We start from the raw sequence: 19,567 nt of genomic DNA on the forward strand, positions 1-19,567 counted from the left end.
AAGCCAGCCTTCAGGCTGGCTCTGTGATGGTTTTGGGTTAGAATTTATATCCTACGGATAACCTGAAATTTCTTGGTGCCTCTGCCTGGTAGTAATAGTAATTCCCATAAGGCGAACCTGAATACAGGTACCGGTTAAATACATTGAACACATTCAAGCCTACCCTGAACCGGGTATCTTCCCAGGAAAGTCCGGCATCAAATTTTACATAGTCGCCCATATTCTGCTGTGTGCCGCTGTTGGCCCAGTTCCAGGTGCTTCTGTCGCCAAGGTAAGTCCCTCCGAAAGAAAGCCCGAAACCTTCCAGGGCTCCGTTGGTAAACGTATAGTTCAGCCATCCGTTGGCGGTGTGCTTGGCATATCCGGGAACCCTCATCCCTACAGGATTGCTTACTGGATCGTTGGATTCGGTAACTTTGTTTTCCGTGAAGGCATAATTAAAAATAGCATTGAACCCCTTTACAATTTCCCCTTTCAGATCGAATTCCACACCCTGTACCCTGGTTTTTCCAAGCAGGATGGAGAATTGTTCATTCCCTGTATTGGTCGGGTCATTGGTCGTTGCATTATTTTTGATGATGTTATACAGGGATAATGTTGTATTCCATTTACCTCCGAACCAGTCTTTTTTCACACCGACTTCCATATTGTTCCCTGTAATCGGTTTTACCGTACTGCCGTCCCTGAAAATAGCGGCCTGCGGTACGAATGACTGGTCATATAAGCCGTAAACGGACAGGTTTTGATCGATGGAATAGCTAATCCCCACACGTGGTGTGATCTTATCCGCTTCCATCTTAGTTCCATAGTTGCTTTCTTTTACCGTAGTATACCTTGCAGCAAGGGTTAACCTTAACCGGTCTTCAAGAAAACCGAGTTCATCCTGCAAATATAAACCGGTGTAGTTCTGATTCAGCATGCTGCCTGTGCCGGCTCTTTCTGTAAGCGTCTTGGTTGTTCCGTCAAAAGGAAGAAAGGCCTGAGTGTTATTGTAGCCGTAATACGCTCCCGTATTGATATCGTAATTGTTGGTATTCAGGTTATACCAGTATCTGTAATCAGGAATTGTATTTCCGGGATCTGTTGCTGTAGGAGCTCTGTAATCTCCGTTAGCATTGAACATGTCCAGATTATATCCCTGAGACCAGTCTGCCATGTATTTTTTGCTTCCTAAATCCAGTCCGGCTAAGATTTTATGGGAAACCAGACCTGTTTTAGCATACCCGTTCAGGAAAATCTGCCCGAATTTCATCGTATTATCTGCTTCCCAATAGCCCAGGCGACGGATCATGTAATTCCCTTCAAATCTGCTTGGCCAAAGGTTGCTTCCCATTGTGTATTCATTCACATAAGTCAACTGGGACGTCAGTTTCCAGTTCTCATTAAATTTATGCTGTAAATTAATGTTCACCGTATTGTTGTCCACTTTAGTCGGTTCGATACTCGGATCGGTCGCCGTATACGAAACCGGTCTTGTAGCGTAGCCGTCAAAGCTGAAAACATAGGCTGAACCTACTTCAGACATTTTGGCTTTCTGATAGATGTATTCTGCTGTTAACGTAGTTTTATCGGTAAGGTTGACCTTCAGGGAAGGATTGATGATATACCGGTCATTGAATTCATAATCCCTGAAGCTGTTCCTGTTTTGCGCCATCAGGTTGAGCCTGAATGCCACCTTATCGGTGATTTTGGTATCAATGTCGGTTTCTCCGCGGTACATATTGAAGCTTCCCAGGGTTACCCTCGCGGAACCGTTCAATGACTGTCCGGTAGGCTTTTTGGTAACGATATTGTAAATCCCGCTCGGCTCGCCGTTAGACATCAGGAATCCCGATGGTCCTTTGATGAATTCAATATGGTCTACAAAGGACATATCTTCGCTTAACGGTCCCCAGTTGGATGTAACGTTGACTCCGTTCATGAAAGCAGCTGCCCTGGAACCTCTCATATTGACCCTGGTATACATGTCTCCCCAGTGTTCCAGCCTTTGTGCTCCGGCTACATTTCTCAGCACGCCGTCACTCATGGTGGTGACCTGCTGGTCTTCCAGTGCCCGGTTGGTAATGATGGAAATATTCTGTGGGATTTTAATCAGTTCCTCATCCAGTCGCATGGAGGAAGAACCTTCTTTTTCAACGTATTTTTTGTAGTATTTGCCGCTTACAACAACTTCTTCGATGTCATTCGATTTAATGGTGTCATTGTGTTGGGCCCATGCCAGTGTCGTTGCAAGAATTGCAGCGGCCATTGTAAGTTTTCTCATTCAGGTAGTCCTTTAGTAGTGTATCTAAAATTTATAGGTAATGCTTCCTAATGCATTGATCAGTGTTTGCGGGTTGGCGGTGGTGTATCCTATCCAGTAGTGCTGATTGGTAAAGTTGTCTACTTTTACTCCGATCCTGAATTTCTTAGCATCGTAAAAAGCATTCGCGTTCAGCACGAAATATTTAGGCAGGGTAAAAGTTGATCCCGGCTCATTTAAAATTTTGTTACCGCTGGCATAATTTCCTCCGATGCCGAATCCTAAACCTTTTAGGTTGCCTTCCAGGAACTGGTAACTGGCGTTGAAGTTGGCGAGCCATGGCGACCCTGCAGTATTCGGCCTTAAACCTATCCTGTTTTGCTGGGCACTGTCCATTTCGGTAAATTTGGAATCGTTATAGCTGATTCCCCCGATTACGGAGAAGCCTTTGACAAGGTATGCATTCACCTCTAGCTCCACTCCCTTACTCGTCATTGCTCCTGCCTGGGTCTGTATGGCTCTTGCTCCTGCATAACCGAGTGTTAATAAAGTATTCTTTACATCGATATTATAGTAGCTTACCGTGGCATTGATCCTTCCGTTGATCAGGTTGGTCTTTAATCCTCCTTCAAACTGGTTCGCTCTTTCCGGGGTTGACAATGCCGTATTTCCTGCCGCATCAGTCATGTAATACCCATTGCTCCTGAAGCTGTTCTGGTAGTTCCCGAAGACGGAGAACCTGTCCTTCACAATTTCATATACGATCCCGAACTTCGGAGACCATGCTGATTGTTTGTATGGATCGGTATCCAGCGTACCGCTTTTTCCGCCTTTGAAATCATTGCTTTCATACCGAACAGAAGCCATAATATTCAGTCCGGATAACGGAGTGAACACATTGGAAATATAACCGCTGTAGGTATTAAGGTCTCCTTTGATTGCGTAATCACTGACATTTCCGGACAGATAAAGGTTTCCAAGCGTCTGCCCGTTCATATTTGAATAATCACCACCTGATAATGGCACGATATCAAAGCTTCCGGATGCCGGGAAGATGAACATCTGGCGGTCGCGGGTCTGCATGAAGTCAAATCCGGCAACGGTCCTGTTTCTCATTTCACCAAAGGAATAGTCCAGGTTGAAGTTCTGCTGTACCTGGAAGAATTTTTTCTTACTGTCTACAGTGGACTGGTCAGCTCTTACGACATTCAGTGCTGCGGTTGCAGGATTCATCATGACAGAAAAATAAGGATTGAATCCGTCTGAATAACTGTATGCTGAACTTACAGCAGTGGTTGAACGGATATTTTTGTTGATCTGATAATTGATCTGGCCGAAGAGATTCCTCACTTTCGCTGTTGTATAGAGATCATCTCCGGTATAGGATTGCTTATAGTCCAGGCCGGCTTTTTCAAGGTCTTTCATATTGTCAAATCCGGTAGTGGCTTTTGAAAGGTAAAAGAAAGACTGTTCAGGAGTCGCCCTGGTTTCAAACATTTCATATTCCAGATTGAAACTTAATTGATCATTAAGTTTGTATGTTAATGACGGGGTAAAGGCAAAATAGGAATTTTTAGCATCCGTCTTTTGAAACGTACCCTGATTGGTATATGCGGTATTCACCCTGAAAAGCAGTTTTTTATCATTGGTAAGCGGAGCGTTGAGATCAGCCTGCGCACGGTAATAGTTATAGCTTCCGCCGATCAGTGAAACATTTCCTCCGAAATGTTCATACGGTTTTTTAGTCACCCTGTTGACGAGTCCTCCGTACGAAGTTACGGTACTTCCGAAAAGAGTGGCGGAAGGGCCTTTAAGCACTTCAATCTTTTCGAGGTTAATGGCATCCATAGAAGTAGTCACCGGTGCTACCAGTCCGTTGCGCAAAGAATTGTTAGAGACAAACCCTCTCATGCTGTAATAAGCACCGCCATCACCGGCTCTGTTGGTGGCGCTCCACATGCGCTGTACTCCGGGCACATTGCGCAATGCGTCATCTGCGGTAAAAATAAGCTGGTTTTCCAGTACCGTTTTATCAATGGAAGAATAGACCTGAGGGTTTTCAATGGCCTTCAGGGGCATTTTATTGGTATATTCCGTATCTTTTTTGATGTAGGCATCAACAATCACTTCCTCTATATCATTTGCTTTCACAGTATCTTTAACCTGTGCTGCAACAACAACACCTGACAGCATTGCCACACTCAGTACCATCTTTTTCATCGTATAGTATTTTTATAATAATGTTTAATAATCAAAAGTAAAGGGACGGAGAGCGACAGCCATCCGAGCAGATCCCAGATCCCGTCACCGTTCAATGCCGCAACCAGTCCGAAAACGGATAAGAGAGCCAGAAGGATGTGCATGCCCCAGAGTTTGAGAAATGTATTTTTCATGCCTTGGTGTTTTTAGGAATCAGGATCTGTAACTGCTGTTTTTCAGCTTTTCTTCTGGCAATCCATAAATACAGCCCTGTAATAAGCACCAGAATGGTAAATACGTCGAATACCACCCAGATAATTTTAAGGCCTATCCCGCCGTAATTCCCGAAATGCAATGGCTCTGAGATGAATAAGGCATTGACATACCATGGCATATCCCTGGAATCAGTTACAGTACCCGTTGTAGCATCTATAAGGACCGGCTTCAGTAGTTTGGAGGTTAGCTCCGTATTTCCCCGCATGAACACCGCATAGTGATGTTTGCTGGTGAAATCCGTACCCGGAAATGCAATCACGGCTACATTCATATCCTTGATGGCTTTCTCAGCAGATCTTTTGGCATTATCCAGAGAACTGAGCTTTCCGGTAATAGGTTTCTGATTTTTGTACGGAGCCGTCATTTCTGCCAGCTGGCCCTGTTGCCACAATCCGACGATAACATCAGAGAGGGTATTGATAACTCCTGTAAATCCTACCACAAGTATCCATGCGGTAATGGCAATTCCCAGAAGGTTATGGGTATCCAGCCATTTGAGCCTTTTAGACTTATTCTTGCGGACCATACCGAAATCATACTTCTTCATGATAGGGCCGTAGAGTACGATTCCTGAAACAATGGAAATCATAAACAGAATGCCCATAATGCCTAGGAAAAGCTTTCCCGGAATGCCGAGGAACATATCCGTATGCAGTTTAAGAATAATATGCATGATTCCATCTGTCCTTGGAGCTCCCAGAATTTCTCCGGTATATTCGTTCAGCACCAGGTATTTACTTTTTTCATACGGTGCATCCGGCCTGTCTACAATATCGAAAATGACTTTGTTCTTTTCATTTTCGTCCCAGAAAACATACCTTGCTTTCTCGCCGGGATATTTAGATTCCGCCATATGGGCGAGGGTATCCAGGCTCAATTTCGCATGGTTTTTTATTACTGCTTCTTTATTTTCCTCCAGGAGATGTTCAATTTCTTCATGGAAAATCAACGGCAACCCTGTGATACAGAGGTACAGCAGAAAAACGGTACAGATGAGGCTTGTCCATTTATGCCAATTAAACCAGCGCTTAGCCGCTTTCAGTTTCATGAACCAACAATTTTTTGCAAATATATTATTTTTAACTGTTCTAAATAAATAAAATACTTGATATTTGTCATAGGATGTTATCCTGTGGATAACAAAAAACCGCTCTAGCCTTTGCTGGAGCGGTTTTATATTGTTAAAATAATTTCTTATGCCGGGATTTCTCCTTTGTATAAGAATGAAATGATCTCTTTGTTCATCTTGTCGATCATATCACTGAACAGGTGGAAAGATTCCTGTTTGTAGATGACCAACGGATCTTTCTGCTCGTAAACGGCTCCCTGTGATGATCTTCTCAGGTCATCCATTTCACGCAGGTGAAGCTTCCAGTTTTCATCAATGATCGATAAGGTAATATTCTTTTCAAAATCATTGATCAGGCTGTCGCAATGTGTTTCATACGCCTCTTTGAGATCGGTTACGATGGTAAGCGTCTTATGGCCGTCTGTAAATGGAACCTGGATCATTTTAAACATGGCTCCCTGGTTCTGGTATACATTCTCAATAATCGGGAATGATTTTTCTTTCAGAAGGTTAAGCTTCATCTGGTAATCTTCCTGGGCAGCCTTAAATACGATTTCAGTCAGGTCTTTGACATTTTTGTTGCCGAAATCATTTTCTGAAACCGGAGATTCCATTGTGAAGTTCTTGATGATCTCAAATTCGAAATCCTTATAGTTTCCGGATGCTTTTCCTTTGGCTACGATGGAGTTGGCCACGTCAAAGATCATATTGGTAATGTCATACTTCAGGTGATCCCCGAATAATGCATTCTTTCTTCTCTTATAGATCACGTCACGCTGCTTGTTCATTACGTCATCATATTCAAGCAGCCTTTTCCTGATCCCGAAGTTGTTTTCCTCTACTTTTTTCTGGGCTCTCTCAATAGACTTGGTAATCATGGAATGCTGAATAACTTCGCCTTCCTTGTGACCCATCCTGTCCATCATCTTGGCAATACGCTCGGAGCCGAATAAACGCATCAGGTTATCTTCAAGGGATACATAGAACTGAGAGCTTCCCGGGTCTCCCTGACGGCCGGCCCTACCTCTCAACTGTCTGTCCACACGTCTGGAATCATGTCGCTCCGTACCGATGATGGCAAGACCACCTGCTTCTTTTACTTCTTTGGACAGTTTGATATCCGTACCACGTCCTGCCATGTTGGTGGCAATGGTTACCACACCCGGCTGTCCTGCTCCGGCAACGATTTCCGCTTCCTTCTTGTGAAGTTTCGCGTTCAGTACCTGGTGCGGGATTTTTCTCAGCTGAAGCGCTTTAGACAGTAACTGGGAAATTTCTACGGATGTAGTTCCTACCAGCACCGGTCTCCTGGCTTCGGTAAGCTTTTCAATTTCTTCAATGACAGCATTGTATTTTTCACGGTTGGTTTTGAAAACCAGGTCCTGCTTGTCATTTCTCTGGATCGGACGGTTGGTCGGGATCACCACGACATCCAGTTTATAGATTTCCCAAAGTTCGCCGGCTTCCGTTTCAGCCGTACCGGTCATCCCCGCAAGCTTGTTGTACATACGGAAATAGTTCTGCAGGGTAACGGTGGCAAAAGTCTGGGTTGCTGCTTCGATTTTTACGTTTTCCTTAGCCTCGATCGCCTGGTGAAGACCGTCTGAATACCGTCTTCCTTCCATGATACGTCCCGTCTGCTCATCTACGATCTTTACCTCGCCGTCAATCACCACATACTCGTCATCTTTTTCAAACAGGGTATAGGCTTTAAGCAGCTGGCTCATAGTATGAACCCTTTCGGACTTCTCCGCAAATTCTGAAAACAGTTTTTCCTTTGCTTCAAATTCCTCTTCTTTAGACAGGTTTCTCGCTTCTACTTCAGCGATTTCAGTGCCGATATCAGGAAGGACGAAGAAGTTCGGATCCGAATTCCCCTGGGACATATATTCCACCCCCTTATCGGTGAGGTCTACCTGATTGTTCTTTTCTTCGATCACGAAGTAAAGGTCTTTATCTACAATCGGCATATCCCGGTTATTGTCCTGCATGTATTGTGCTTCCACTTTCTGAAGCAATGCACGGTTCCCGCTCTCAGACAGGAATTTAATCAGCTGTCTGTTTTTAGGAAGCCCTCTGTAGGCCTGAAGAAGCTTGAATCCTCCTTCTTTGGTGTTCCCGGCTGCGATCAGTTTTTTCGCCTCGTTGAAAATTGCAGAAACGGTTTTTTTCTGTACCTCAACGATGCGGTCGATGGACGGTTTCAGCACATCGAATTCCTGACGGTCACCCTGAGGTACCGGCCCGGAAATAATCAGCGGCGTCCTGGCATCATCTACCAGCACGGAGTCCACCTCATCCACAATGGCGAAATTAAGATCTCTCTGTACCAGCTCTGAAGGTGAGGTCACCATATTGTCTCTCAGGTAATCGAAACCGAATTCATTATTCGTTCCGTAGGTAATATCTGAGTTATACGCTTTTCTTCTTCCGTCAGAGTTAGGCTGGTGGTTGTCGATACAGTCGATCGACAGTCCGTGGAACTGGTACAACGGGCCCATCCAGGCCGAGTCCCTTCTCGCAAGATAGTCGTTAACGGTTACCACATGTACCCCTCTTCCCGGAAGTGAATTTAAATAGATAGGCAGTGTTCCCACTAAGGTTTTACCCTCACCGGTTGCCATCTCGGCAATTTTACCGCTGTGAAGGATGACCCCGCCGATGAACTGTACGTCGTAATGTACCATATCCCACACTACGGCAGTTCCTGCAGCATCCCATGAGTTTTTCCAGATGGCTGTATCACCCTGGATTTCTACAAAGTCTTTTCCTGCACCGGCCAGTTGTCTGTCCCAGTCGGTAGCCGTTACACGGATTTCTCCGTTCTGGGCCCATCTCCGGGCAGTTTCCTTGATCAGCGCAAAGGCTTCAGGAAGGATCTGTCCAAGGACTTTCTCCTCAAGTTCGTAAGATTCTTTTTTCAGGACCTCGATTCTGGAAAACAGAGCTTCCTTTTCATCAACATTGGTCGAATTTTTAATCTGCTCTTTAATTTGTTCTATCTGTGCTGTGACTTTACTGCTTGCAGACTGTATCATCTCCTTAAATTCAGCAGTTTTTTGTCTCAATCCGTCATCAGATAATTCCTGGATGCCGGGTTCTGCAGCTTTGATTTTTGTTACAACTTTTTTTACTTCTTTTAGGTCCTGCGCTTTCTTGTCTCCCAAAAACCCTTTAAGAACTTTGTTTAAAAAACTCATAAATTTTTACTTTATGCCTAAAGTGATATGCTTTAAGCGTTTTAACAACACGCCTATCGTGTAAATTGATGTATGAAATGGCAAAGCTCCAGGCAGGATGCCTAAAGCCTGTTCAATGCTTAATATTCGTCTTCGTTCCAAAGGAAGTCCTCATCGGTAGGATAATCACTCCATACCTCTTCAATAGACTCATAAATCTCTCCTTCATCTTCAATGGCCTGAAGATTTTCTACCACTTCCATAGGGGCACCTGTTCTGATCGCATAATCAATAAGCTCCGCTTTCGTCATCGGCCACGGTGCGTCACTTAAATATGAGGCTAATTCTAATGTCCAGTACATAATTTTTTAATTTTTGCAAAAGTATAAAAATAGGTTATATAATAAGATTTTTTATAACTGATTTTCAATTCTTTTTGTTAATTTTTATTATTGTTGAACGCATACCATGACAAAGCATGATGTGCAGGTCATTTGGTGTCATTTTCTCAAAAACCATTCCACAAATTTTTTTATGCCATTTTGGAAGTCGGTGTCTGGTTTGTAGCCGATTAAGGCTTTTGCTTTGCTGATGTCGGCATTGGTTTTCTGCACATCTCCGGGCTGCATGGGAAGCATCTTTTTCCGTGCCTTTTTCCCCAGCCTGTCCTCAATGGCAGACAGCATTTCAGACAGCGAAATCACCTGGCTTTCACCAAGGTTCAGGACTTCATATACCCCGGAATGGTTTTCCAAATATCTGACAGACTTTACAATCCCGTCAATAATGTCATCAATATAGGTATAGTCCCTTGCCGTGGTACCGTCACCGTAAAACGGGATTTCCTGATCTTCGGAAATCAGCCGGGTAAACTTGTGAATGGCCAGATCGGGCCTTTGACGGGGGCCGTAAACCGTAAAAAACCTCAGCTGGATCATGTCCATGCCGTACAGCTGATGATAGACGTGCCCCAGAACTTCCCCGCATTTTTTGGTGGCAGCATACGGTGAAATGGGATGGTCTACAGGATCGGTTTCCGAAAAAGGAATCTTTTCATTGTTTCCGTAAACGCTTGACGATGAGGCGCAGAGAAATTTTGTAATATCGAATGCTCTGCACAATTCCCAGAGATTCATGGTACCGCGGATGTTTACTTCTTCATATTCCAGCGGTCTTTCAATAGAGGGGCGTACTCCTGCTAGCGCTGCCAAATGGATGACAAGGTCAATGCGGTGTTTTCTGAAGATGTTTTCCAGGCCGGATTTATCCCTGATATCCTGGTGGTATAATACATACCGGTCTGATTCTGTGGCTGAAATGAGGTTCCGGATGTCTTCCTCCTTATTCTTATATTCAAAAGCCGGATTCTGGCCAACCGATTCAAGCGTATTGTTAATTTTAACCCTATAGTCGTAAAAATCATCAAAGCTGTCAATGTTAATGACAGAATGTCCGTTTTTCAATAACTGCTCTGTCAAGTGAGAACCAATAAACCCGCTTCCTCCGGTAACAAGATAAACCATCCGTGATTTTTTTATCACACAAAAGTATAAAATTTACTTTTGAAAATATAAATGATTACTTTTACTTCCAAAAGGAGTACATATATGATGCAGTTTCAGGGACAAATTTTAAAAATGGCCACCTACAACGACCGGCCTGTGCAATATTACCTTAACCTTTCCGGGGATCTGATCCACATGAACGAGCTGTTCGGAAAAGAACTGACCATAAAGCACACTGGATATGAGTGTGTGCACTGCGGCGAGGACAAGCCGGTATACAGGATGGGATTCTGCAAAAACTGCTTCTTCGAAAGTCCGTATGCCAGTGATACCATTATCCGTCCCGAGCTTTCAAAAGCCCACCTGGGTATTGCCGAGCGTGACCTGGATATTGAAAAAGAAATACAGCTTCAGCCTCATACCGTTTACCTGGCCTATACGGGAGAAGTGAAGGTTGGGGTAACGAGAAATACGCAAATTCCTACGCGATGGATCGATCAGGGCGCAACATTTGCTCTTCCCATAGCGCGAACTGAGAACCGCTATGAAGCCGGAATGATAGAAGTGGCTTTAAAACAGCATGTGCCGGACAAAACGAGCTGGAAAAAAATGCTCCAGGATGATTTCGAAGGGGAAGTGGACCTGGCCGATTTCCAGCAGAAGATCAGGCAGTATTTTCCGGATGATTTCCAGAAATTTTACAGTGAAGGGGAAGAGGTATGGATGATAGATTATCCTTTTGAAAAACCTGAAAAGGTAACCTCATTCACGCTGGACAAAAAACCTGAATATACAGGACGGCTTACCGGAATCAAAGGGCAGTACCTCAGTTTCGAAGGTGGTGACTTCATCAATATCAGGGGCCACGAAGGCTACAGGGTGGAGCTCACTATTAAAGACTGATTGTATTAATACCGATAATAATTATGAAGAAATGGGGTAAAAAGCTGCTTGTTGTTTTAGGAATTCTGTTTCTGATTATTCTTATGGGTAATTTCGGACTGAACATATGGCTTAAAAGAAGCCTTCCCGGATACATCAGCAAAAATACCGATTACAAAGTTTCCTATAAGAAACTGGATGTGGACCTGCTGACCGGGAATATATTTTCCGCCGGAATTTCCATCAATAATAAAAATCCCCTGAATACCGACGTTATAGGCCTTCAGGGGACTATCGATACACTAAAGATCAGCCGTTTCGGAATCTATGATGCGGTTTTCAACAAGCAGATCAGCTCATCAGACCTCCTTCTTGCCCACCCGCGGCTTAATGTCATCCTTGCGAAACCGGTCAGCCGGAAAACCGGAAAAAAAAGCAACCCTGTCGTTTTTGAAAATATCAGGATCAATCAGGGAGATATTACCATTTTTAAGCATACCCGGCAGAAATACCTGGCAGTGAAGGATCTTGATTTAGCTGTGAATAATCTCCGGATGACTGAAAAGTCGGTAGAAAATCAGCTTCCTCTTGTATTTGACCAATACAGGATCCGGGGCAAAAACCTGTTTTTCAGGCCGGATAATAAGTATGTCCTGAAGATAAATACCATAAGCACTTCGGAAGGATTAATGACGCTGGAAGGGTTGAGGCTGATCCCGCTTCTGACTTTCCCCCAGTTCAAAAGATTTTATCCCCGTCAGACAAAACTCTACCAATGCACTATTCCTAAAGTGGAATTTAAGGATGTGCTGCTCAGGAAAAATAAAATATCACTGGCCAATGCTGTTTTCCAAAGCCCGGAACTTTTAATGTATACGACCGATGCGCAGCCTCAGAAGTCCGATAAGCCATTTGGTTTCGAAATCAGCCTCAATGCTGTAAAACTTGTCAATGCCAGAATAAAGATCACAAAGCCCGATGGCAGCCGTCTGGTGTCTGCCGGCACCCTGAATGTGAACATCAACCAGCTGACCCTTGACAAAGAAACATCAAAAGAGGTCATTCCCGTAGGTTATAAAAACTTTACGGTTTCAGGAAGGGATATCGTGTATTCCGGTCCTAAAGATTTTACAGTGGGCAGTCTTGCGCTGAACCCGAAAAGCGGAGAACTGAGGAATGTTTCTGTAGCTGATCCGGCTACAGGTAAAGAACCATCGAACCTCTTGGTTGACCGCCTTGCTTTTACCCTGAACAAGTGGGAATTTATTGAGCGCAAGCTAAGCCTTGATATCAAGGAAATTCTGGTAGATAATGCTAAGGGAGGCATACGGACAGCTGAAACTACTCCAAACAAAAAATCAGGGGACGGCGGGATTCATTTTCCGGTCCTGGTCAGGAAAATCCTGATCAGGGATTCTGATATTGGTTATGAAAAAAATAATCAGCCTCTGGCCGTTACCAATCTGAATGCATCCGTAAACGGGCTTCAGCTGGACCGGTTATCCGGAAATCCGGGGATGGCCGTAAGCATGAAAGATTACCGGATCACTGCCGGAACATTTTCTTACCGGACCCGGTTTTACCACATGACTGCCAGTGCATCTGAGTTCAGTCAGAATAAGATCAGCATCAGCCAGTTTGCGATGAAACCGGTAGTTTCGAGAGCGCAGTTCATCCGGATGATACCCGTGGAAAGTGATTTATACGATATCAGTGTACGGCAGATCACGGCTGACGGAAGCTGGGATTTCTTTTCCGGGAAAAAGTTTATCAATGCCTCCCATGTAACGGTCAGTTCAGCAGATGCCAATATTTTCAGGAGTAAGATCCCGAAAGATGATCCCAAGGAAAAAGCATTGTATTCCAGGATGCTCAGGACCATTAAAATTCCCCTGTATGTAAAGAATCTTGATCTTAAAAATTCAAGACTCGTTTACGAAGAAGATACACCTGAAAGTGAAGGCCCCGGAAAGCTGACCTTTGGCAGTTTTAATATGAATGTTAAAAACCTGAATTCTGCCAGGATGCAGGGAAAGCCTACACGTGTCGACATTAAAATAGGCTGTTCTTTCATGAACCTGGCCCCTTTATCGGTCAACTGGAGTTTTGATGTGGCTGATCAGAAAGACCGGTTTACTATTTCAGGAAAAACCGTTAATCTCCCTGCCGCAGGGATCAACCCTTTCATCAGACCTTACCTGCATGTAACCGCTACAGGAACCATCCAGGAAATGCTGTTTAACTTCAAAGGAGATCCAACAGGGCTCGGTGGTGCTTTCAATCTTAAACACAAGGACGTTAAGGTGACGATCCTGAATAAAGACAGCAGGCAGAAAAAAGGGCTGCTTACGGCCATTGCAAATCTTTTTGTTAAATCCGACTCAGAAAAGCTTCCGCAGGATGTAACCATAGAAGATGTAGAACGGGACCCTACCAAGTCATTTTTTAATCTTTTCTGGAAAGGAATTGAGCAGGGCCTGAAGAGGACACTGATCGGGATTGCCGGCGGAAAAGAAGAGCCGGTGAGTGTGACGACCCAGCCTGCTAAAAATGTGGATAAGAAAGTAAAGCAAGCTACCGGGAAAAAGCCCGGCCCGGAAAAAGCTGCGAAATAAAAAAGACATAAAATAACCCGGTACTTTTTAAGTGCCGGGTTCATATTTACAGGGTGAATTCTTCGTCTTCCTTAATTGGGATTTCCCTTAAGAATTTATCGAACTCATCACCGGGATAATTGCTGTCTGCCCCGTAAGAATCGATAATCATGCCCAGGTTTCCTTCCGTATCCTTAACCACATACAATGCTACATTATCTGCCGGATTACTGTCACCTTCAAAACGGTAGGTTCTAAGGATACATAAATCTGCCGGCTGATAGCTTCTTCCGGAGTTTTCAAGGGTCATGATACCCTCTTCATTCATCCTGAACTCTCTCTTAATTCCTCTCTGGGATATCTTTGTCATTACCTGACTTAAGGTTGTCATTTCTTCAGAACTATACATAATCAATAATTTTCATGGTTACTACAATAATTGAACCATTGGTAACAGTTTAAAGCGGGATCCGAAGAATGATATTTATCGTATCAATAGCGCAATATTAACAAAATTTAGAATTTCAGAGCTTCGGATAGGTATACTTTTTGTAATAGGTATGTAAAATCAGATTCATATGAAAAAAGAGGTAGGCGTATTACTGGCAGGGGGAGTTGGACTTTTAGCCGTATTAAGTATCATAGGCATAAAAAAAATTTTATATAAAAAAGATAAAAAGTACAGTGATTATTATTCAGATTATCACAGGCACTTTAGCAATGATCCATCAGAAGATGATGACCATGGCATTGAATTTTACGCATTGAAATAGAAGTAGTATTAATATATCGTATGTTAAACGAACAGGCCGGTGCTTTCAAGTGCCGGTTTTTTTGTGGAAAACTTTAAGGGTGAAAATACGATGAGAATACCGGATACGTTTTAACTTTACATCATCATGGAGCACAGGGACATTATTAAAGGACAGGGAGCGCAGCGGAATGTAGTCAATCGTTTCGACCGCTATACCTTTGACCCTGAGGAAGAAGATCTGGACGTGATCAAGACTTCTTTCACCGAAGTATTTCCGAAGACCATCGTTAATAAGGTCAAAAGTGATGACCTGCCGATGGAATATTCCATGAATCCGTATCAGGGTTGCGAACATGGCTGTTCGTATTGTTTTGCCAGGCCTACCCATGAATATTGGGGGTACAGCGCCGGAGTGGATTTTGAAAGAAAAATCATGGTGAAGAAAAATGCCCCTGAGCTGCTTGAACAGCTTTTCAGAAAGAGAGGGTATCAGCCGACTCCCATTCTGATGTCCGGGAATACAGACTGCTACCAGCCTGCGGAACGGCAGTTTGAAATCACCAGAAAACTGCTCAAAGTATGCCTGGACTATCGCCATCCGGTACATATACTTACAAAAAATGCCCTTGTTTTACGGGATATCGATATCTTAAAGCCGATGGCAGAACAGAACCTGGTTTCGGTTTCTTTAAGCATTCCCACAATTAATGAAGAACTTCGAAGAACGATGGAACCCCGCACAAGTTCTGCGGCTAATAAACTGAAGGCAATATCCCTACTGGCTGAAAACCATATTCCGGTGAATGTTATGGTTGCCCCGATTATTCCCGGGCTGAACAGTGACGAGCCTTTGAGCATCCTGAAAGCCATTTCGGAAGCGGGTGCCCAAAATTTCGGATACACGCTGGTGAGGCTGAATGACTCGGTGGAACCGGTCTTCGTTAAATGGATTGAATCTGCCTTTCCGGACCGTGCCCGGAAGGTCCTGAATCTCATCCGTTCCATGCGGGGAGGTAAATTGGGTGAAAAAAAATATTTTGACCGGCAGAAAGGGGAGGGCAATATTGCAGAGATGATCCACAATACATTCAAAATAGGACGGAAAAAGTTTTTCGACGGAAAGGAATTTCCCAAGCTTTCCACGGGCGGGTTTACCGGTGCGAAAGATCAGCAGCTTAGGCTGTTTGATTGATGTTTGTCCTGCTTAGCTTCCTAGAAAAAGTAATAGGTAAATCGTAAACTTGGATAATAAATAGTACCCAGATAATTTAACTGATGCACATAGCTTTTACCGCTGTAGTTCCAGGTGTATTGATAATGGGATTCTTTAGACTGGATTTTCTGGACAGGAATATTGATGGATAATCCAAGGTCATATTGGCTCCTCGGGCCAAAATTCAGACCAAATCCAATATTAGTGCTTATGGTATAGCTTTTTTCCCCCAGGTTGGTATTGTAAAAATTCTCAAAGTAAATTGTTTCTTTTATGCCTTCCTGAGCTTCTCCGTTCCCTTCATTATAGCTCATGACATTATTGTTATAATCTGCACCGACACTGGCTTCAATATAGACTGAACCTGTATTCACAGGAAATAATCTTCTGTATCCTACGTATAATGAAATGCAGTCGTATTTCTGGCCAACCGTTTCTTTGTTCGTAAACGGAATTTCCGTTTCATTGATATTATACTGATATTCTATCTTTTTCCTTGTATAGAGCAGATCTGCAAATAGTTTGTTTTCTTCATCCAGGTTTTTAGAAAGCCTTGCCCCGAGATAGAGTGATAAAGGTGTATTAGGTTTAAAATGGCTTTTATCGGTTGACTGTGAATTTCTATACACATTGGCTCCCGAACCAACGGTAAGTCCTAAGGAATAGCTGGATTGAGCATAAAAATTTCCGGTGAAAAGGAGCAAAGATAATAGAAGAGTATTTAAAAGTACTTTCATATTCTGTTTGATTAAAGACTTCCTGCATATCATGCAGGAAGTCTGTTTGATGTTAGTCTTTGATTATTTTTTTGCTCAGCCTTTTGCCGTTACTGTCTATAAGTATGAAATACTCTCCTTTTGGAAGGGAAGAAAGATCAATCTTTAACGATTTTGAGTTTCCTCTGTTAACCTGACCGTTATATACATCCTTCACTTTTTTTCCTGAGAAGTTGTAGATCTGGATGTTGGTATTTCCTTCTGAAAGGTTGTTCGAGAAATCTATAGTAATGAAATCAGAAGTAGGATTCGGATATACATTAAATTGATATTCATTTTTAGCAACAGCCAGATCGGTATTGTCTGACATTTTAGCAGCATTGGCTTTAGTATCCGGTGCACCGTCGCCCTCAATCTGTACAGATACCTCATCTAATGAGATGCTCTGGTCTACTGGAAACTTTAACGTAAGCCCGGTTATGACCACATAGATTTCATCTCCGGTATTCACGACTTCAAATTTGGATTTAATTTCCTCTGTAACCAGCTCTCCTTTAAATATCAAACCGTTATCCGTTACTTTTACAGTGATCTGATGCAGGATTTCCGAATCATCCATGGTTTCATCCTCAATGAAATTCACAGTGTCATCAGTTGGCTTCCAGATTGAAAAACGAAGATCCGAATAAAAACCATTGTTCTTTTTCAGTCTTATTTTTCCGTTAATATTAGGAATTGCCACAGCATGGGAATCTTCATCAAAGATAGATGGTGCAGCCTTGATTTCAGATTCTTCAATAGTCTCTTCAGCCTCTTCTGTCTGAGGTAAGAAAAACTCGTCAAACAGGCTGATCACTTCTCCTCTGGAGCAGATTCTCTTATTAACACCGCCTTGTGCCCAGATCCCGTTATCTCCACGGGAAGCTTTTTGCCAGGCACAGTTTTTAATTTTTTCGGCATACGCATATCCGCAGTTACCGGTTGTCTGGGAAGCAAACAGCCCTGTAAAAACCCTTGCTGTCGCATGGTATTTTTTGTTCCACCATTTGCAGTTTTTTCTTTCTGATGTGCTCCAGCCGGCGTAGATGCTACTGGAAAATACCAGTATAAAAAAAATGGAGATTAGTTTTTTCATAAATTTTTGTAAAAGATAGCCTACTTTCAGTTTATTTTAAGTCGCTGTTTCGGTATGTCCGACTTATGAAAGAAAATTGGATACACTAAAATTAGTGGCATTTAACAATATTTCCTGTCAATAAATCTTCCGTTGCATAATTTCATGGTCATTTAGTTTTTGTCAGAGATGGGTAGGTAAAGGCTATCCGTAAAATTCTGTCATTTCCAAATATAATTAATAATCCATTTCCAAAATGATTTTTAAAATAAAAAACGGTAATTTAATTTCAAAATATTGATAATTAAGTAATTAATTTTATTATTTTATCTCTTTAATGTGATTTTATAACCATTTAGATGCTCTTTTCAATTGCTTTCAGGAGAACCGGATCTCTGTTTTTTGATTTAATTTCTACTTGTTCACCTTTCATCAGGTACTGTTATCAGAATCTCATATTGATGAATAATAAATAAAAAACCGCTCCTCAGGAGCGGTTTCAGTATAAACTTTTTTGGATTTCAAATTAGATGGAATTATCCGGGCATTTGAAGTCGTTACTGCATGTTGCACAGATAAGGATATTCCCACATGCATACATGCATAATTCCGGCTCAGGAAGCGGCTTGATTCCTCCTCCTGAAATTCCTTTTAATTGGCCTTTGCTTAGTTTTTTTAAATTTTTCATACTGTTTTAATTAAAAATTTGATAGTTATGTAAATATAGATAAAAAACTAATTCATAAAACAGATGTGGTATCCTTTCTTTAAAAAACTTTTTCAACAACGAGCGAAGGTGTGATTATTTCTTAATCAGTCCCAGTTCTATCAGCCTTTCGTGAAGGAATTCTCCGGCAGTAGTATCTTCAAACAGCTTGGGATGCTTTTCATCCACACAGTTTTCAAGCGCATTCAGAGGCATGGAGCTTACCGGGTGCATGAAGAATGGGATGGAATATCTTGAAGTGCCCCATAATTCTCTCGGCGGATTGACCACGCGGTGAATGGTAGATTTCAGTTTATTGTTGGTATGCCGGGAAAGCATATCACCGACGTTGATCATCAGTTCATCAGGTTCGGCAATAGCATCAATCCATTCCCCTTTATGATTCTGTACCTGGAGGCCTTTACCCTGGGCTCCCATTAAAAGGGTAATGAGGTTAATGTCCCCGTGTGCTGCTGCTCTTACCGCATCATCCGGCTCCTGGGTAATCGGCGGGTAATGGATAGGCCTTAAGATAGAATTGCCTTCCGCGATTTTATCATCAAAATAAAATTCATCCAGACCGAGATGCAGGGCAAGTGCCCTCAATACATACTGTCCTGTTTTTTCAAGCATCTGATAGGCTTCTTTCCCAACCTTATTGAATTCAGGAAGTTCTTCTACGATAACGTTGTCAGGGTATTCGCTTTTGTATTTCGAGTCTTCGGATACATACTGGCCGAAATGCCAGAATTCTTTCAGGTCTCCTTTCTTGAAGCCTTTTGCGGTTTCTTTACCGAATCCTACATACCCTCTTTGTCCTCCGATCCCCGGGATCTCATACTTCTGTTTCGTTTCCGCAGGGAGTTCAAAAAAGTTTTTCACTTCTTTATAGAGTTCATCTACCAATTGGTCATCAAGAAAATGGCCTTTTAAGGCAACAAAACCAATTTCTTCATAAGCTTTTCCGATTTCATTTACAAATTTCTGTTTGCGTTCCGGGTCACCCGAAAGGAAATCACGCAGGTCTACACTAGGTATTTTGTCCATTTTTAGAAATTTAACGAACGGCTAAATTACATTTTTTTTGGCTTAAATGATTTTTAAATAGGTATATATAA

At 42.7% G+C, this 19,567-nt stretch carries 16 protein-coding genes; 4 read left to right on the top strand and 12 right to left on the bottom strand.

Features of this window, described 5'->3' with window-relative positions:
• Positions 1 to 37 precede the first annotated feature (37 nt).
• The 7 genes from CGB83_RS13320 to CGB83_RS13345 all read right to left on the bottom strand — a co-directional run bounded on the left by CGB83_RS13320 (position 38) and on the right by CGB83_RS13345 (position 10,488).
• Positions 38 to 2,263 carry a TonB-dependent siderophore receptor gene (locus CGB83_RS13320; RefSeq protein WP_100076233.1) on the bottom strand — a complete coding sequence of 742 codons (2,226 nt, stop codon included), beginning with the start codon at positions 2,261 to 2,263 and terminating at the stop codon, positions 38 to 40.
• A 24-nt stretch (positions 2,264 to 2,287) separates the two neighbouring features.
• Positions 2,288 to 4,462, bottom strand: coding sequence for a TonB-dependent siderophore receptor (locus CGB83_RS13325; RefSeq protein ID WP_100076234.1), 2,175 nt, complete (start codon positions 4,460 to 4,462; stop codon positions 2,288 to 2,290).
• On the bottom strand, positions 4,459 to 4,635 hold the full coding sequence (locus CGB83_RS20330) for a hypothetical protein (protein ID WP_172954705.1): 177 nt from the start codon (positions 4,633 to 4,635) through the stop codon (positions 4,459 to 4,461). Before CGB83_RS20330 ends, CGB83_RS13325 begins: the two co-directional genes overlap by 4 nt.
• On the bottom strand, positions 4,632 to 5,765 hold the full coding sequence (locus CGB83_RS13330; protein ID WP_100076235.1) for a PepSY-associated TM helix domain-containing protein: 1,134 nt from the start codon (positions 5,763 to 5,765) through the stop codon (positions 4,632 to 4,634). The genes CGB83_RS20330 and CGB83_RS13330 overlap by 4 nt, the downstream gene beginning before the upstream one ends.
• A 146-nt stretch (positions 5,766 to 5,911) precedes the next feature.
• Positions 5,912 to 8,986, bottom strand: coding sequence for a preprotein translocase subunit SecA (gene secA, locus CGB83_RS13335; protein WP_100076236.1), 3,075 nt, complete (start codon positions 8,984 to 8,986; stop codon positions 5,912 to 5,914).
• Between the two features lie 119 nt (positions 8,987 to 9,105).
• Positions 9,106 to 9,327: a DUF2795 domain-containing protein gene (locus tag CGB83_RS13340; protein WP_002662059.1), complete on the bottom strand. Its 222-nt coding sequence runs from the start codon at positions 9,325 to 9,327 to the stop codon at positions 9,106 to 9,108.
• 138 nt (positions 9,328 to 9,465) lie between these two features.
• Entirely contained in the window at positions 9,466 to 10,488 is a 1,023-nt protein-coding gene (locus tag CGB83_RS13345) for a GDP-mannose 4,6-dehydratase (RefSeq protein ID WP_100076237.1), read from the bottom strand.
• An 87-nt stretch (positions 10,489 to 10,575) separates the two neighbouring features.
• Here CGB83_RS13345 and CGB83_RS13350 point away from each other — a divergent pair, with 87 nt between their 5' ends.
• Both CGB83_RS13350 and CGB83_RS13355 read left to right on the top strand, forming a co-directional pair.
• Entirely contained in the window at positions 10,576 to 11,373 is a 798-nt protein-coding gene (locus CGB83_RS13350) for a DUF2797 domain-containing protein (protein WP_100077593.1), read from the top strand.
• A gap of 23 nt (positions 11,374 to 11,396) precedes the next feature.
• Positions 11,397 to 13,967, top strand: a complete 2,571-nt coding sequence (locus CGB83_RS13355; protein WP_100076238.1) for an AsmA family protein — start codon at positions 11,397 to 11,399, stop codon at positions 13,965 to 13,967.
• 46 nt (positions 13,968 to 14,013) lie between these two features.
• On the opposite strand, the gene CGB83_RS13360 is transcribed toward CGB83_RS13355, so the two are convergent.
• Positions 14,014 to 14,316: a hypothetical protein gene (locus CGB83_RS13360; protein ID WP_228419927.1), complete on the bottom strand. Its 303-nt coding sequence runs from the start codon at positions 14,314 to 14,316 to the stop codon at positions 14,014 to 14,016.
• 208 nt (positions 14,317 to 14,524) lie between these two features.
• Here CGB83_RS13360 and CGB83_RS13365 point away from each other — a divergent pair, with 208 nt between their 5' ends.
• On the top strand, positions 14,525 to 14,719 hold the full coding sequence (locus CGB83_RS13365) for a hypothetical protein (protein ID WP_100076240.1): 195 nt from the start codon (positions 14,525 to 14,527) through the stop codon (positions 14,717 to 14,719).
• A 126-nt stretch (positions 14,720 to 14,845) separates the two neighbouring features.
• A complete protein-coding gene (locus tag CGB83_RS13370) occupies positions 14,846 to 15,892 on the top strand; it encodes a PA0069 family radical SAM protein (protein WP_100076241.1) in 1,047 nt (348 codons plus the stop codon).
• 20 nt (positions 15,893 to 15,912) lie between these two features.
• On the opposite strand, the gene CGB83_RS13375 is transcribed toward CGB83_RS13370, so the two are convergent.
• From CGB83_RS13375 to CGB83_RS13385, 4 genes are all read right to left on the bottom strand, one after another.
• Positions 15,913 to 16,650 carry a hypothetical protein gene (locus CGB83_RS13375; RefSeq protein WP_157761422.1) on the bottom strand — a complete coding sequence of 246 codons (738 nt, stop codon included), beginning with the start codon at positions 16,648 to 16,650 and terminating at the stop codon, positions 15,913 to 15,915.
• Positions 16,651 to 16,702: 52 nt separating this feature from the next.
• A complete protein-coding gene (locus tag CGB83_RS13380; RefSeq protein ID WP_100076243.1) occupies positions 16,703 to 17,764 on the bottom strand; it encodes a T9SS type A sorting domain-containing protein in 1,062 nt (353 codons plus the stop codon).
• A 505-nt stretch (positions 17,765 to 18,269) separates the two neighbouring features.
• Positions 18,270 to 18,431 carry a bacteriocin-like protein gene (locus CGB83_RS20335; RefSeq protein WP_172954706.1) on the bottom strand — a complete coding sequence of 54 codons (162 nt, stop codon included), beginning with the start codon at positions 18,429 to 18,431 and terminating at the stop codon, positions 18,270 to 18,272.
• 114 nt (positions 18,432 to 18,545) lie between these two features.
• Positions 18,546 to 19,496, bottom strand: a complete 951-nt coding sequence (locus CGB83_RS13385; RefSeq protein WP_100076244.1) for an isopenicillin N synthase family dioxygenase — start codon at positions 19,494 to 19,496, stop codon at positions 18,546 to 18,548.
• Between the last annotated feature and the right edge of the window lie 71 nt (positions 19,497 to 19,567).

Origin of the sequence: Chryseobacterium camelliae, from assembly GCF_002770595.1 — a bacterium.
Taxonomy (GTDB): Bacteria; Bacteroidota; Bacteroidia; order Flavobacteriales; family Weeksellaceae; genus Chryseobacterium; species Chryseobacterium camelliae.

What these genes read in the sequence shown, in the direction of transcription:
- CGB83_RS20335 (WP_172954706.1), bottom strand. Translation starts at nt 18,431, where the DNA reads ATGAAAAATTTAAAAAAACTAAGCAAAGGCCAATTAAAAGGAATTTCA.
- CGB83_RS20330 (WP_172954705.1), bottom strand. Translation starts at nt 4,635, where the DNA reads ATGAAAAATACATTTCTCAAACTCTGGGGCATGCACATCCTTCTGGCT.
- CGB83_RS13365 (WP_100076240.1), top strand. Translation starts at nt 14,525, where the DNA reads ATGAAAAAAGAGGTAGGCGTATTACTGGCAGGGGGAGTTGGACTTTTA.
- CGB83_RS13350 (WP_100077593.1), top strand. Translation starts at nt 10,576, where the DNA reads ATGCAGTTTCAGGGACAAATTTTAAAAATGGCCACCTACAACGACCGG.
- CGB83_RS13325 (WP_100076234.1), bottom strand. Translation starts at nt 4,462, where the DNA reads ATGAAAAAGATGGTACTGAGTGTGGCAATGCTGTCAGGTGTTGTTGTT.
- CGB83_RS13340 (WP_002662059.1), bottom strand. Translation starts at nt 9,327, where the DNA reads ATGTACTGGACATTAGAATTAGCCTCATATTTAAGTGACGCACCGTGG.
- CGB83_RS13380 (WP_100076243.1), bottom strand. Translation starts at nt 17,764, where the DNA reads ATGAAAAAACTAATCTCCATTTTTTTTATACTGGTATTTTCCAGTAGC.
- CGB83_RS13355 (WP_100076238.1), top strand. Translation starts at nt 11,397, where the DNA reads ATGAAGAAATGGGGTAAAAAGCTGCTTGTTGTTTTAGGAATTCTGTTT.
- CGB83_RS13375 (WP_157761422.1), bottom strand. Translation starts at nt 16,650, where the DNA reads ATGAAAGTACTTTTAAATACTCTTCTATTATCTTTGCTCCTTTTCACC.
- CGB83_RS13330 (WP_100076235.1), bottom strand. Translation starts at nt 5,765, where the DNA reads ATGAAACTGAAAGCGGCTAAGCGCTGGTTTAATTGGCATAAATGGACA.
- secA (WP_100076236.1), bottom strand. Translation starts at nt 8,986, where the DNA reads ATGAGTTTTTTAAACAAAGTTCTTAAAGGGTTTTTGGGAGACAAGAAA.
- CGB83_RS13370 (WP_100076241.1), top strand. Translation starts at nt 14,846, where the DNA reads ATGGAGCACAGGGACATTATTAAAGGACAGGGAGCGCAGCGGAATGTA.
- CGB83_RS13320 (WP_100076233.1), bottom strand. Translation starts at nt 2,263, where the DNA reads ATGAGAAAACTTACAATGGCCGCTGCAATTCTTGCAACGACACTGGCA.
- CGB83_RS13345 (WP_100076237.1), bottom strand. Translation starts at nt 10,488, where the DNA reads ATGGTTTATCTTGTTACCGGAGGAAGCGGGTTTATTGGTTCTCACTTG.
- CGB83_RS13385 (WP_100076244.1), bottom strand. Translation starts at nt 19,496, where the DNA reads ATGGACAAAATACCTAGTGTAGACCTGCGTGATTTCCTTTCGGGTGAC.
- CGB83_RS13360 (WP_228419927.1), bottom strand. Translation starts at nt 14,316, where the DNA reads ATGACAAAGATATCCCAGAGAGGAATTAAGAGAGAGTTCAGGATGAAT.